The sequence below is a fragment of the Maritimimonas sp. 2304DJ26-3 genome (genome assembly GCF_056591635.1).
Genome location: NZ_JBWQOK010000002.1, coordinates 206,911 through 221,123, shown reverse-complemented (window position 1 = coordinate 221,123; position 14,213 = coordinate 206,911). Strand labels below are relative to the sequence as shown.

At 33.5% G+C, this 14,213-nt stretch carries 11 protein-coding genes; 5 read left to right on the top strand and 6 right to left on the bottom strand.

Going from position 1 to position 14,213, the window contains the following annotated elements; genetic code table 11:
• Positions 1-31: 31 nt before the first annotated feature.
• The 6 genes from AC1EUV_RS05865 to AC1EUV_RS05840 all read right to left on the bottom strand — a co-directional run bounded on the left by AC1EUV_RS05865 (position 32) and on the right by AC1EUV_RS05840 (position 8,113).
• Positions 32-1,264 carry a M48 family metallopeptidase gene (locus AC1EUV_RS05865; RefSeq protein ID WP_480197749.1) on the bottom strand — a complete coding sequence of 411 codons (1,233 nt, stop codon included), beginning with the start codon at positions 1,262-1,264 and terminating at the stop codon, positions 32-34.
• Position 1,265: 1 nt separating this feature from the next.
• Positions 1,266-1,727, bottom strand: a complete 462-nt coding sequence (locus AC1EUV_RS05860) for a C40 family peptidase (protein ID WP_480197748.1) — start codon at positions 1,725-1,727, stop codon at positions 1,266-1,268.
• Positions 1,728-2,525, bottom strand: a complete 798-nt coding sequence (locus AC1EUV_RS05855; RefSeq protein WP_480197747.1) for a TrmH family RNA methyltransferase — start codon at positions 2,523-2,525, stop codon at positions 1,728-1,730.
• 67 nt (positions 2,526-2,592) lie between these two features.
• A complete protein-coding gene (locus tag AC1EUV_RS05850) occupies positions 2,593-3,897 on the bottom strand; it encodes an amidohydrolase family protein (RefSeq protein ID WP_480197746.1) in 1,305 nt (434 codons plus the stop codon).
• 12 nt (positions 3,898-3,909) lie between these two features.
• Positions 3,910-6,945 (bottom strand): amidohydrolase family protein, encoded by a 3,036-nt coding sequence (locus AC1EUV_RS05845; RefSeq protein WP_480197745.1) that lies wholly within the window; start codon positions 6,943-6,945, stop codon positions 3,910-3,912.
• Between the two features lie 91 nt (positions 6,946-7,036).
• Positions 7,037-8,113, bottom strand: coding sequence for a DUF3810 domain-containing protein (locus AC1EUV_RS05840; RefSeq protein ID WP_480197744.1), 1,077 nt, complete (start codon positions 8,111-8,113; stop codon positions 7,037-7,039).
• A gap of 139 nt (positions 8,114-8,252) precedes the next feature.
• Between AC1EUV_RS05840 and dnaB the strand changes: the two genes are divergently transcribed.
• The 5 genes from dnaB to folE all read left to right on the top strand — a co-directional run bounded on the left by dnaB (position 8,253) and on the right by folE (position 14,162).
• Complete coding sequence (dnaB, locus tag AC1EUV_RS05835) at positions 8,253-9,764, top strand: replicative DNA helicase (protein WP_480197743.1); 1,512 nt, start codon at positions 8,253-8,255, stop codon at positions 9,762-9,764.
• Between the two features lie 9 nt (positions 9,765-9,773).
• Positions 9,774-11,030, top strand: coding sequence for an asparagine synthetase B (locus AC1EUV_RS05830; protein WP_480197742.1), 1,257 nt, complete (start codon positions 9,774-9,776; stop codon positions 11,028-11,030).
• 436 nt (positions 11,031-11,466) lie between these two features.
• A complete protein-coding gene (locus tag AC1EUV_RS05825; RefSeq protein ID WP_480197741.1) occupies positions 11,467-12,045 on the top strand; it encodes a DUF4126 domain-containing protein in 579 nt (192 codons plus the stop codon).
• A 34-nt stretch (positions 12,046-12,079) separates the two neighbouring features.
• The gene (gene hisS, locus AC1EUV_RS05820) at positions 12,080-13,453 is read left to right on the top strand and encodes a histidine--tRNA ligase (RefSeq protein WP_480197740.1); all 1,374 of its coding nucleotides are present in this window, start codon (positions 12,080-12,082) and stop codon (positions 13,451-13,453) included.
• 61 nt (positions 13,454-13,514) lie between these two features.
• Positions 13,515-14,162, top strand: coding sequence for a GTP cyclohydrolase I FolE (folE, locus tag AC1EUV_RS05815; RefSeq protein ID WP_480198282.1), 648 nt, complete (start codon positions 13,515-13,517; stop codon positions 14,160-14,162).
• Positions 14,163-14,213: the final 51 nt, after the last annotated feature.

Here is a 14,213-nt window from a genome sequence, read left to right as displayed (position 1 = left end):
TAGTACAAAGATTTTTACTGTACAAGCTATTTTAACGCGATAAATTTTGAACTCTTTGTAAGAGTGTTGGATGTGAATAATGGGCAAAAACATAACTCTTATGAGGAGTTAAATTACTCAGATTATTCGTAGATAATTTCTTTAAAGATGAAATTAAAGACAAGGCATTATGATGTTTTTTGGCATAATCATCAGCTTGGTATTCAAATTTTCGTGAAATATAATTCATGATAAGACCTGTCAATTCTGAAATAGGAGTATAGAGTACACCAAATGCGATAAGACTAATATGAAAGCTTGGTTTTTCAACACCTAAAGCATCAGCTAATAATTGGTTACCTATAAATAAGGATAGAATATACAAAGTAAAACCAGTGGTTAAAATAGAAACAATCATATTAAAAATTACATGCTTTTTTTTATAATGACCAACTTCGTGAGCTAATACGGCAACTATTTCATCTGGTTCTAGATCATTTATTAAAGTATCATATAAAACTATTCTCTTTTTTGAACCAAAACCGGTAAAATATGCATTAGCTCGAGATGAGCGTTTTGAGCCATCAATCACAAATATTTTATCTAGGTTAAAACCTACTTTAATAGCGAAATCTTCTAGCTTAGATTTCAATTCACCTTCTTCCAAGGGCGTTTGCTTATTAAATAATGGAACTATTAAAGTTGAATAAAATAGCATCATAAAAACTGAAAATGAAGCTATAAATACCCAGGTATAAATCCAGAAATTTTTTCCTGTTAACTGATAAAACCAAACAATTAATGCTAAAATTCCTCCACCAAGAACGATAGTAAGTAACCAACCTTTTAGTTTATCTAAAAAGAATAATTGCTTAGTAGATTTATTAAAACCATATTTTTCTTCGATTACAAATGTTTGATAATAGGATAGAGGGGTGGTTAAAATATCACTTGCTAGCATGATAATACCAAAGAATACGAGCGTAATTACAATTTCGTTTGAACTAAAATTTCTTGCTACAGTATCTACATAGGCAAATCCATCCAAATAGAAAAAAGCAATAGTTGCAATAAAAGATACAATTGAAATAAGCATCGAAAACTTAAAACTTTCTTTTTTGTATTGCTGCGATTTTTGATAGCGCTCTTCATCATAAACATCTTTCAATTCATTAGGTATTTCATCATCAAAATGCTTTGCATTTTTAATATCTAAGTATTTATTAATTAAAAAATTAATAACCAATATTGCTATAATTACTATAAATAAATTTTCTGCTGTCATTTTAGTTATTTTTGAGTATTCTTTTTGAAAAACGATACTTACGTTTCCAATACTCATTCTTTAAACTTGATTTAATGATTCCTTTAGAGGTAGAGCTGTGCATAAATAAGTTATTACCCATATATATGCCTACATGCCTATACTTTCTTGATGGTCTAAAAAAAACTAAATCACCTATTTTAAGTTTACTTTTACCTACTTTTTTTCCAAGATGTGCAATTTCTTTAGTTGTCCTTGGTAATTGAATGTTTAAAGCATCTTTATATACCTTATTTACATAACCTGAGCAGTCAAAACCACGTCTGTCTGTACCACCATATTTATAAGGCACACCTTTATAAATTTTAAATTGAGCCTCTAGTTTATTTTTAGTTGAAGCGGTCTTTGCTGCTCTTTTCGAACTCCCACAACTTGCCATAAAAACCAATAATACACTAAAAACTAAAAGATGTTTGATTCTCATTTAACTAAAATTACGTTGCCGTTTAGCTTCAAAGATCAAAATTCCTGCCGAAACCGATACATTCATTGAGTCTATTTCTCCTTGCATTGGTATAATAATATTCTGGGCACTATTTTTTAACCATTCATCACTTAATCCAGTAGCTTCTGTACCCACAATTATAGCACTCGATTTAGAATAATCTACCCTCTGATACTCTTTTGAAGCTGTCAATGCTGCACAATATATATTAATGTCCTTCTTTTTTAAAAAAGAAATAATCTCAGCAGTACTAGCCATTGCAATTTGATTAGTAAATACGCAGCCTACACTTGAACGAATGATATTGGGATTATATAGATCAGTTTTAGGATTAGCAATTAATACAGCATCTACATTTGCTGCATCTGCTGTGCGTAGCAAAGCACCTATATTACCAGGTTTTTCAGGAGCTTCAGCTACTAATATTAAAGGATTTTCTCGATTAATATTAACCGTATCAAGTGAATGTTTCTTAGTTTTAAAAATTGCCAAAATACCTTCGGTAGAATCTCTACGCGCCAATTTTTCATAGACCTCCTTACCAATTTTAATGATGTTAGCTTCTTTTGTGTTAAGTGCTTGTAAACTGCTATCATTGTAGATTTCGGCACAAAAGAGTAAAGAATCTAATTGGTAATCACTTTTTAAAGCTAAAGAAAGCTCTCGTTTTCCTTCTACTACAAATAAACCTGATTTTTTACGCACTCTAGATTTCTCTTGAAGTTGTAAAATATCTTTTACTAATTGATTTTGTATGCTTGTAATCTCTTTATACACTATGAAAATTTGTCAAAAATATAAAAAGCTCCCGAGAAGGGAGCTTTTATAATTCATTAAAGAAATTTTATTTGCTACTAAGCTTTTCTAGATAACGTTTATGTAGTTTAGTTTGATGCGTTTCTAAACTGATATCCCGACCTTGAATAAATGCTTTATCAATTATATTAGTACGCATGTCTAGAGCATCTCCTTTAGAAATAAAGAGTGTAGCGTCTTTACCAACTTCTAAACTACCAGCTATATTATCTATGCCTAATATTTTTGCAGCATTTAAGGTTATCAATTGAACAGCTTGTTCTTTATCTAGACCATGCGCAGCATACGTGCCAGCATAAAATGGCAAGTTACGTGTATTCATACGCTCCATTTGACCTTCCATCTCAATAGCTACAATTAAGCCTTTGTCGGTTAGTTGTTTCGCTAACTTAAAAGTGCCAATTGCATCATGATCTTCAGCCCACGGTAAACGATGTGGACGTGGTATAAGTACAGGAATATTATGCTGTTTTAGTAAATCAGCAGCTAGACCAGCTTCATCTCCATGAACTAATACTAAATTATTTATACCAACGTTTTTTGCCCAATTTATAGCATCTATAATAGCTTTTTCTCTAGATGCGTGGATGTATAATTTTTGGCTGCCATCTAATAACCCTTTAACGGCTTCGTATGGTAGATTCTTATCTTTCTGTCCTTGATTTAAATACGCCTTAGCATTACTAAAGAAGTTTTCTATTTCGCCCACTTGTTTTTTGTAATTTTTACTAGGCTTAAAGGCAGGATCTTCACCCAACCACCAACGCCCGCGTTGAAAAACAGCTGGCCAATTTATGTGAATACCGTCATCAATTTTTAAAGCAGCATCTTCCCAGTTCCATGCATCCAATTGTACGATGGATGATGTGCCGGATACTCTTCCACCTCTAGGTGTTATTTGTGCTATTAGAACTCCATTTGGCCGCATACTTTCTACCACTTTTGACTCAGCATTATAAGCAATTAAACTACGAATGTGTGGCAAAAAATTACCAACTTCGTCAAAATCTCTAGTAGCCCTTACTGCGCCAATTTCTGCTAGCCCTAGTGACGTATTCGTAGCTATAAAACCTGGGTACACATGTTTACCAGATGCATTTATAACTCTAGAAAAGTTACTTGTAGTTGCTCCACTAGAATTTCCAACGTAGGTAATCTTACCATTATCAAAACCAACTGCTGCATTTTCTACAACTTGACCATTGCCAATATGTGCCGTAACGCCTGTAATCAAAATAGATTCACTTTGCTTAGAAGCTGGTGTTTGTTGGGCAAAACTTAAAGAACCTACCAACAATACCGAAACGAATAATATTTTTATTAAATTTTTCATGTCTATAAATTTTTATTGTTGATAGATTAGAGTATCACAATGTAAAGCTTCCTTTTTCTTAGTTTTTGGAGGCTGAGTTTTCATACCCTTATTTTTTGCCTTAAGCATCATATTAATAAGTTGATTGCGTTCCTTTTTGATTGCCTTGTCCATTTCTGGAAGTTTCTCCAGATCATAATAGATAGTACCTTCTATCATTGTCTTTTCTGCTTTGGTATAAATAGACATTGGATGATCAGACCACAGCACTAGGTCTGCATCTTTACCAACTTTTACACTACCAACCCTATCATCTATATGTAACATTTTTGCAGGATTAAGGGTTACAAACTTCCAAGCATCTTCTTCAGAAACACCACCGTATTTTACGGTTTTAGCCGCTTCTTGATTTAATCTTCTAGACATTTCTCTATCATCAGAATTAATAGCAGTTAATACTCCTGCTTTATGCATAATTGCTGCATTAAACGGAATTGCATCATTTACTTCATACTTATAAGCCCACCAGTCTGAGAATGTAGAACCTGCAACACCATGCTTTTGCATTTTGTCAGCTACTTTATAACCTTCTAGAATATGTGTAAAGGTGTTAATATTGAAACCAAATTTCTCTGCAACCTTCATCAGCATATTGATCTCACTTTGTACATACGAGTGACAAGAAATAAAACGTTCTTTATTTAATATCTGTGCTAATACTTCTAGCTCTATATCCTTTCTTGGAGCTTTTGTTCTAGCTTTAGCTTTCGTGGATAGTTTATTATACGCCTTCCATTTAGCGTCATATTCTTTGGCGCGTTGAAAATAATCAGTATAGACCTGTTCAACACCCATTCTGGTCTGAGGAAACCTAGTTGTGTTAACATCTCCCCAATTACTTTGCTTTACATTTTCACCTAAAGCAAATTTGATAAAAGGATCTGCATTTGGGTTTATTAGTTTATCCGCTGTTTCTCCCCATTTTAATTTGATAACGGCAGAACGGCCACCGATAGGATTCGCAGAACCATGTAAGATTTGAATTGAAGTGACACCTCCAGAAAGATTTCGAAAAATATTTATATCGCTATCATTAACAACATCTTCAATTGAAACTTCGGCAGTAGAATTATGTCCAGCTTCATTAACTGCTGCCGTAGCTATATGTGAATGTTCATCTACAATACCAGCTGTTAGGTGTTTATCAGTAGCGTCAATTTCTTTAGCTCCATTAGCGGAAAGATTTTTACCAATTTGAGCAATTTTTCCATTTTTAACTAATACATCTGTATTTTCAAGAATGCCATCTGTTTCATTAGTCCACACAGTAGCATTTTTAAATAACACATCTTCTTTTGAAGCTTTTTCATTCAAACCATAAGCGGTATTGGGGAATGATATTGGCAGAACTAGCGGGTTTTCATCTTTCTTTTTAGCCTCCTGTTTAGCTTCATCTTTTTTATCACTTGTCTTTTTTATTGCCGACCAAGTGGTGGCATTACCGTTGGTCAAAGTTCCTCTTCCGTTAAGATTGTCAGAATTAGTTATAGTAGAATTTAATCGGATAAACTCAGTCGATTTTTCATTTTGAGGATTGAAGAATATATTTACCCATCCACCTTTATAATTGATTTTGCTAGAGATTTTAGTGGAGTCTTTTTTTAATGTAATCTTCGGTTTAGAAATTTCGCCACCAATATTCATTTTATATTTATTACCAGCTACGGAAAGATCATATTCTCCTCTAATATCTTTAACAGTCATATCATTTATCACATTTTTATGACCCAAAACCCAGTTCTCATACAGTGTTGTTTTATTGTTAAAAATATCGTCCGAAGTAATTAGGAAGTTAGCTAATGACCCATTCTTTAAACTACCTATCAAATTACTTTTCCCTAATAGTCGAGCAGGAGTAGTAGTTAAAGCTTCCAGAGCTTTTGTTTTATCTAAACCATGCTTAATGGCATTTTGTAAGTTCTTTTTAAAGTCAGCTACTTTTTTCAATTTATTAGTAGTAATTGCGAAATTCACACCATTTTCAGCTAATATTTTAGGATTAGTTGGAGCTTGATTCCAATGACGCATATCTTTTAATTCTACTATAGCAGCATTAATAGGATCACTAACATCATAAGCAGCCGGGAAATTAATAGGGATGATATAATTAGCGTTTGTGCCTTTTACTTCGGCAATACGAGCATATTCATCACCACCACCTTTAAGTATATAGTTTACTCCAAATTCATTAGCTATTTTATCAGCTCGTAAACTGTTGACCATACTACCAGCGTCAAATATTTGTGGCAAGCCCATATTTTTATTAAAAGCTTCTATAGATCGATCTTTAGTATCTGAATCACCATTAGCATACCATTTTGCATCATGATACACTTGCCTTATAAGTGCCATAGCTCCCATCAAGGAGGTTGGATAAGATTGTCTTGATGAGTTTCCTTTTGCAAATGAAAAATGTTGTGCCGATCTATCGCTTAAAATACGTTTATCGTTTCCAGAATCTGAATCAAGTGCAACTAAAGTTCCTGTGCCACGAATAATACCATCTTGAAAGTGTGTATTAACTACCCCGAAACCGGCTTTTACAAGTTCTTTTGCTTTCTTAGAATCGAATTTTAATTTATCTACAGCGTTGATTTCTGGCGTAATATGATCATTCCAATAGTACCCTTTACGGCTAGCATCATATTGTGGACGTTGACCTTGTGCATTCTTACGCTTAGGTTTTTCTATACCAAAATCTGAATAGATATCAATAAAAGATGGATATATATGTTTACCACTAAGGTCAACAACTACCGCATTTTTTGGTATAGTAACAGAAGCTCCTGCAGAGACTACTTTACCATTTTGAATTAATAATGTTCCGTTATCGATAATCTGAGAAGGAGTTACATGAATCTTTGCATTTGTAAAAGCCGTATAGTTCTTATTATTTGCTTTTACACCATCGTTTTTGGGAAAGTATTCTTGAGCGTTAAGCGTACTATAAGTAACACTAGCTACAAAAAATAGCATTCCTAAAAACAACTTTAAAAATTGTTTCTTCATAGTTGAATTAAGAGAATTAGTTAAGGTTATAAAGTTAGAGTTATTAAAATTATTAGGAATGGTTTTCTTAAAATTAACATTTATTTAAGAATTAGGGTAAGCCGTATTTTTTTCTGTAGGCAACTAATAAACCTACCATATTGCTATATCCTTTTATACCATCTTGTTGTTGATTGGCTTTTAAATAATTGTCATAAAATAATTTAAAAAAGGGTTCAGCTTTGTTTTGATAAGACCTCCAGAAGTCTTGAGACTCTTTAATGTTCTTAATAATTCCTTTTGGGATGCTATCAATTAATTGCTTACCAATTATGGAGTCTTTACCATAAGTAGCTCCAACCGCATACCGCAATGCAGTCAGGTAACCAGAATATTGATAATATAGCTCATCATTTTGAGTTGTAGCCAGAAACCCTATGAAGTTAGCTTCACTTTCTGAAGCATAGCCTATCTGATGAGCCACTTCGTGACTTGAAATCATTGGTAAACTTGGTTTTGGCACTAGATAATCTACTTGAGCTTCTCCTGAAAAGGGATTAAAATAACCAGAAAATCCCATATAGGTTAATGGTAAGCTAAATAATGATTTCTTGATGGATTTATTTTGATAATTAAACCTAGGAAGAATTTTGTCTAAGTTAGTATAACCACTTTTCACTTGATTGAATATTTCTTCTTTAGACGAATTTATAGATACTTTTAATGTATCATTATCGGTTATTTGAAGATGAACCTTTTTTATTTTTTTAAGCAAATCTTGCGATAAATAAACGAGATCATTTAACGAGTATTCATCTTGTTCTAGATGCAACGAATTATATAAGGAGTCACGATGGTAATTAATACCCCATAAAAAATGAAACAGAAAATACAACAGAGATACTAGGGCACCAAGTTTGAAAAAATTATTTTTCAGTTCTTTAATACCTTCCTTAAAGAATTTATAAATTGAGATTATTAAAAAAAGACCTAATAAAAAATATAATAGATCACCAAATGAAAAAGGAATCCAACCAATTACTGATCTAAAAACAGATGAGATGTATGGGTAAATTCCGTTAGAATAATAGTTTTCAACGAGTATGGGATACTTACTTATCAAAGCAATAAATGCTAGCTGCAAAAAGAAAAAAAGTGTAAGTATTTTATATATTTTTTGTTTATCCACTGCTCAAAAATAGCTAAATAATATTTGGTTTAAATTTTGATATACTTATTAACAAAACTTTCACTTGTTAACAGAATCTGTCAACAAATAAAGTTCTAACTTAGAGAAAAAATTAGCTTTAAAAAATTACATTTGCGTGATGGAAAACTTACACCCAATTCGCACTAAAAATATCAAAAAAGGAACTCTAATTAACCTTGAAAAAGGTAAGCTTCCACCTCAAGCAGTTGATTTAGAGGAAGCTGTGTTGGGGGCTATGATGATTGATAAAAAAGGAGTAGATGATGTGATTGATATTTTACATGCAGATGCTTTTTACAAACAGGCTCATCAAGATATATTTAATGCAATGTTTTTGTTGTTCAATGCCTCAGAACCTATTGACTTATTAACGGTTTCAAATCAGTTAAGAAAAGAAGGTAAACTTGATAGCGTTGGTGGTGATTTTTATTTAGTAAATCTTACACAAAAAGTAGCATCTTCGGCTCATATAGAATTTCATGCTAGAATTATAATTCAAAAATATATTCAACGACGATTAATTTCAATATCTAGCGAAATTATTGATGAAGCTTATGATGAAACTTCTGATGTTTTTGATTTGTTGGATTCTGCTGAAACTAAGCTTTTTGAAGTAACTCAAGGAAACTTAAAGAAAAGTTCTGAAGCAGCTGAGGGCTTAGTTTCTCAGGCCTTAAAAAAGATAGAAGAAATTGCTGGTAAAGAAGGAATGAGTGGTGTTCCTTCAGGTTTTACAAAATTAGATGCATTAACATCTGGTTGGCAGCCTTCTGACTTAGTGATTCTAGCTGCAAGACCTGGTATGGGTAAAACAGCTTTTGTAATGTCTATGGCAAAAAACATGGCCATTGATTTTGACATTCCTGTAGCCATATTTTCTTTAGAGATGTCTTCTGTACAATTAATTACCAGAATGATTTCTAGTGAAACTGGTATTTCATCAGGCAAACTTCGTAAAGGAGATTTACAACCACACGAATGGGAACAATTAAATGTTAAAGTAAAAAACTTATCTAAAGCACCTATATTTATTGACGACACACCTTCTTTATCAATTTTTGACTTGCGTGCAAAAGCTAGACGTTTGGCTTCACAGCATGATGTAAAAGCTATTGTAATTGATTATTTGCAATTAATGACTGCTGGTACTGCAGCTAAAGGTGGCGGAAATCGTGAACAAGAAATTTCTATGATTTCTCGAAATCTAAAAGCGCTAGCTAAAGAGCTGAATATACCTGTAATAGCATTATCTCAATTATCTCGTGCTGTAGAAACGCGTGGCGGTAGCAAGCGCCCATTATTATCTGACTTACGCGAATCTGGTGCGATTGAGCAAGATGCAGATATTGTATCATTTATATTTAGGCCTGAATATTATGGTCAAACTGAATGGGATGACGAAGAAAGAACTCCATGTGAGGGACAGGCAGAATTTATTGTTGCAAAGCATAGAAATGGTGGTTTAGAGAATATACGGTTGAAGTTTACTGGGCACTTAGCTCAATTCTCAGACTTAGAAGAAGCTTTTGCAACCGAGTTTGAATCTAAAATGAATATTATACCCACCGACACCTTACCAACAGCCGAAGATGTTTTCGGTACGCCAGATGATGGTGATGTTCCGTTTTAAATAATTTGTATGCGTAGGCTTTTAGTTATAGTTTTTTTATTTGTGTGCGGTGTGAATTACGCATCGTTCATATTGATTCCAATGGATGAAGTAGCGCAGAAAAATCATTTAAAAGCTTATGGCATCACCTACTTTTCTTTAGAGAAAGGGATTGATGTTAAATGGCTACTAAATTATAGAGGTGGTTCATTTTTACTAGAAGATCAAGAAATTTTCCGTAAAGAATGTACAATTCGAGGGGTTTCATACGAAGTGATTTCAGATACAGAAGCGCTTCAAATATTAGAAACAATTGAGAGCCCTTCTCAGAATATGGAGGCCGTTGTTTTAGAAAAAGCACCAAAAATAGCCGTGTATTCGCCTAAAGATAAAATGCCCTGGGATGATGCTGTGACTATGGTTTTAAATTATGCTGAAATACCTTACGATATAGTTTATGATGAAGAAGTATTGCAGGACAAATTATTAATGTATGAGTGGTTGCACTTACATCATGAAGATTTTACAGGACAATATGGTAAATTTTATGGTTCCTTTAGAGCAACACCTTGGTATATTGAAGGGAAACGCTATGCAGAAAATTTGGCTAAAAAATTAGGATATTCTAAAGTTTCTGAAGCTAAATTAGCTGTTTCTAGTAGAATTAGAGATTATGTAATTGGTGGCGGGTTTATGTTCGCGATGTGCTCAGCTACTGATAGTTTTGATATAGCTTTGGCGGCTGAAGGGGTTGATATTTGCGAGCCTATGTTTGACGGTGATCCTTCAGAGAGCGGGTATCAGAAGAAAATTGATTTTTCAAAAACATTTGCCTTTAAAGACTTCGAATTGGTTCGTAGCCCGATAGAGTATGAATTTTCTTCTATAGATATGACCCGAAAAAGGAGAATTCCTAGAACTGAAGATTACTTTTCATTACAAGAGTATTCTGCTAAGTGGGACCCTGTTCCAACAATGTTAACTCAAAATCATACACAATTGGTAAAAGGCTTTATGGGACAAACTACAAGTTTTGATCGTAGCACTGTAAAATCTAATGTTTTGGTAATGGGCGAACATAAAGCCAATAGTGAAGCACGTTATATGCATGGTGTAAAAGGTAAGGGTATGTGGACATTCTATGGAGGGCATGACCCAGAAGATTACACACATAGAGTAGGTGATCCTAAAACTGAACTAGATCTACATCCCAATTCCCCTGGCTATCGATTGATCTTAAATAATGTATTGTTTCCTGCTGCAAAGAAAAAGAAACAAAAAACATAAAACCTCCTAAAAAATTAATTTTAAGAGGTTTACGCCTTTTTCACAGTCATATTATGTTTAGCAATTCTTATTTCTAAATATTACTACCCTATATATATCCTAACCATTTTAAGAGAACTGCAAAAAGTATGATACTCAATCCTGAAATGAATAAACCCTTAACTACTCGGTCCCAGAATTGACTATCTTTATTGAATAAACTTTTTCTTTCTTTATTGTTGTACTGCATAGGGTTCAAATTTGGTTAGGATTCAAACATTGATACAACAAATGTAGTGGCTCAAACCCTATAAAAAAAGGGCTTACGTTAAATACAGGAAAAATCCTGTGCAAAAAAGGGGAATTTTCCCCTTTGCAAAATTCAACGTATTTTAGTATAGTAATTTGGCATAATTATAGCGTAATGCTAATTGATTAAATTTTAATTAACCAAAACATGGATTCAGCCACAATATTTAGTATTCTTTTAGGTATCGGTCTAGCTGCCTCAGTAGGCTTTAGGGTATTTGTGCCCTTATTTGCTTTAAGCATTGCGTCACATTACAATATCATTCCACTTAATGAAAGTTGGGAATGGGTTGGTGGCACGCCAGCGATGATAGCATTGGGTATAGCTACTGTTGTAGAAATTGTAGGATACTTGATCCCATGGTTAGATAATGCCTTAGATACAATTGCTGTACCATTGGCTGCAGTTGCAGGTACAGCGGTTATGCTATCTACAGCTGCTGGTTTAGACCCATTAGTAACATGGTCATTGGCAATTATTGCCGGCGGTGGTACTGCTACAGCTATAAAAACATCTACATCTACTACACGGTTAGCTTCTACTGCGACAACAGGCGGCATTGCAAACCCTGTGGTGTCTACTGTAGAAACGGGTTCTTCTATTGTAATGTCTATACTAGCCTTGGTGGCGCCATTATTAGCCATTATTTTAGTAGTTGTGGTACTTTGGTTAATGTTTAAAGTTTTTAAGTGGTTCAAACCTTCTAAAAAAGTAAGCGAAACGTAAATTATTTTCAGATATTTGCAGCTTAGTTTTAGAAATGGCACAAAAACCAAGCATACCAAAAGGAACAAGAGACTTTTCATCTACAGAAGTTGCAAAACGTAATTATATATTTTCTAGGATTAAAAGTCAATTTGAGTTATTTGGTTTTCAACCTATTGAAACACCAAGTTTTGAAAATTCTTCTACCCTTATGGGGAAATATGGAGAGGAAGGAGATCGCTTGATTTTTAAGATTTTAAACTCAGGAGACTTTTTAGCTAAAACGGATGAAACTTTATTAAAGGATAAGAATAGCACAAAAGTTACTGCTCAAATTTCTGAAAAGGCTTTACGTTATGATTTGACAGTGCCATTCGCGCGATATGTGGTACAGAATCAAAACGATTTGGTATTTCCATTTAAGCGTTACCAAATGCAACCAGTTTGGCGTGCAGACAGACCTCAAAAAGGGCGTTTTAGAGAATTTTATCAATGTGACGCAGATGTAGTTGGTAGTAAATCTTTACTGCAAGAGGTAGAGTTTATCCAGTTATATGATGCTATCTTTTCTGATCTAGGTATTTCTGCAACTATTAAGCTAAACAACAGAAAAATATTATCTGGTATTGCAGAAATTATCGGTGCCAAAGATAAGCTGATAGACTTTACTGTAGCCTTAGATAAATTAGATAAAATAGGTGAGGAGGGTGTTGTTAAAGAAATGTTGGCAAAAGGTATTTCTGATGATGCAATATCGAAAATGAAACCGCTTTTTAATTTATCTGGTAGTAGCGAAGAGCAACTAGATCAATTGAAAGGTATCCTAGCTACTTCCGACGAAGGTTTGCAAGGTGTTAAAGATTTGCAATTTGTTATAGAAAATGTAACCAAACTAGGTCTTTCTTTATCTAACCTGCAATTAGATGTAACCCTAGCCCGTGGATTAAACTATTATACTGGTGCAATTTTTGAAGTAGTTGCAAATGATGTAAAATTAGGTTCTATTGGCGGCGGCGGTAGATATGATGACCTTACAGGAATCTTTGGTTTAAAAGATATGAGTGGTATTGGTATTTCATTTGGTTTGGATAGAATCTATCTAGTTCTAGAAGAATTAAGTTTATTTAAACAATCAGTTGAATTGCCAAAACCTAAAGTGTTGTTTTTAAATTTTGGAGAGAAAGAATCTATCTTTTGCTTAGAAGCACTAAAAAGCTTCCGCGAAAGCGAAATAAAAGCTGAGATATATCCTGATAAAGCGAAGATAAAAAAGCAGATGAACTATGCTAATAAACGCGAAATTGAATATGTAGTGTTGGTTGGTGAATCTGAATTAGAGAATAAGAATTATACATTAAAGAATATGAATTCTGGTGAGCAAACTATTTGTGATCTTAGCACTTTGATACAAACAGTGAAGAATTCGTAATTTTGTAAAAAATATAGAGCATATGTTTGAAGGAAAGAATGGTAAATGTACAGTAGAAGAAATGGGAGATGATCATTTGTTTACATCTGCAAAAACACCATTGCGTGATGATGCATTTGATATTTCTGATGAAGAAAAGATACAAGCCATAGAAGAAGATATGGCGCACATACTTCATAAGTTAGGTATGGATTTAACAGACGATAGCCTTAAAGGCACACCAAAGCGTGTTGCTAAGATGTTTGTAAAAGAAATTTTTGGAGGATTAAACCCAAAGAATAAGCCTAAGCCGTCTACTTTTGATAATAACTACAAGTATGGTGAGATGTTGGTAGAAAAGAATATTACTGTGTATTCCACCTGTGAGCATCATTTATTGCCAATTGTTGGTAGGGCACATGTCGCTTATATTTCTAACGGAAATGTGATTGGTTTATCGAAGATGAATCGTATTGTAGATTACTATGCCAAGCGTCCACAAGTACAGGAACGTTTAACCATGCAGATCGTACAAGAGTTACAACAAGCATTGGGCACAGAAGATGTTGCTTGTGTGATAGATGCAAAACATTTATGTGTTAATTCTAGAGGAATTAGAGATGTAGCTAGCAGTACAGTTACATCGGAATTTGGAGGTAAATTTAAAGATGATAGTACTAAACGTGAGTTTTTAGATTATATAAAGCTAGAAACGGACTTTGGAGATTAAAATATCAAATAAAGAATAAAAAAAGCTCAAGATAACTCTTGAGTTTTTTTT

Bases quoted from the DNA above. Each gene is read 5' to 3' on its own strand.
- AC1EUV_RS05865 (WP_480197749.1), bottom strand. From the start codon at position 1,264: ATGACAGCAGAAAATTTATTTATAGTAATTATAGCAATATTGGTTATT.
- AC1EUV_RS05860 (WP_480197748.1), bottom strand. From the start codon at position 1,727: ATGAGAATCAAACATCTTTTAGTTTTTAGTGTATTATTGGTTTTTATG.
- AC1EUV_RS05850 (WP_480197746.1), bottom strand. From the start codon at position 3,897: ATGAAAAATTTAATAAAAATATTATTCGTTTCGGTATTGTTGGTAGGT.
- AC1EUV_RS05845 (WP_480197745.1), bottom strand. From the start codon at position 6,945: ATGAAGAAACAATTTTTAAAGTTGTTTTTAGGAATGCTATTTTTTGTA.
- dnaB (WP_480197743.1), top strand. From the start codon at position 8,253: ATGGAAAACTTACACCCAATTCGCACTAAAAATATCAAAAAAGGAACT.
- AC1EUV_RS05830 (WP_480197742.1), top strand. From the start codon at position 9,774: ATGCGTAGGCTTTTAGTTATAGTTTTTTTATTTGTGTGCGGTGTGAAT.
- AC1EUV_RS05825 (WP_480197741.1), top strand. From the start codon at position 11,467: ATGGATTCAGCCACAATATTTAGTATTCTTTTAGGTATCGGTCTAGCT.
- hisS (WP_480197740.1), top strand. From the start codon at position 12,080: ATGGCACAAAAACCAAGCATACCAAAAGGAACAAGAGACTTTTCATCT.
- folE (WP_480198282.1), top strand. From the start codon at position 13,515: ATGGGAGATGATCATTTGTTTACATCTGCAAAAACACCATTGCGTGAT.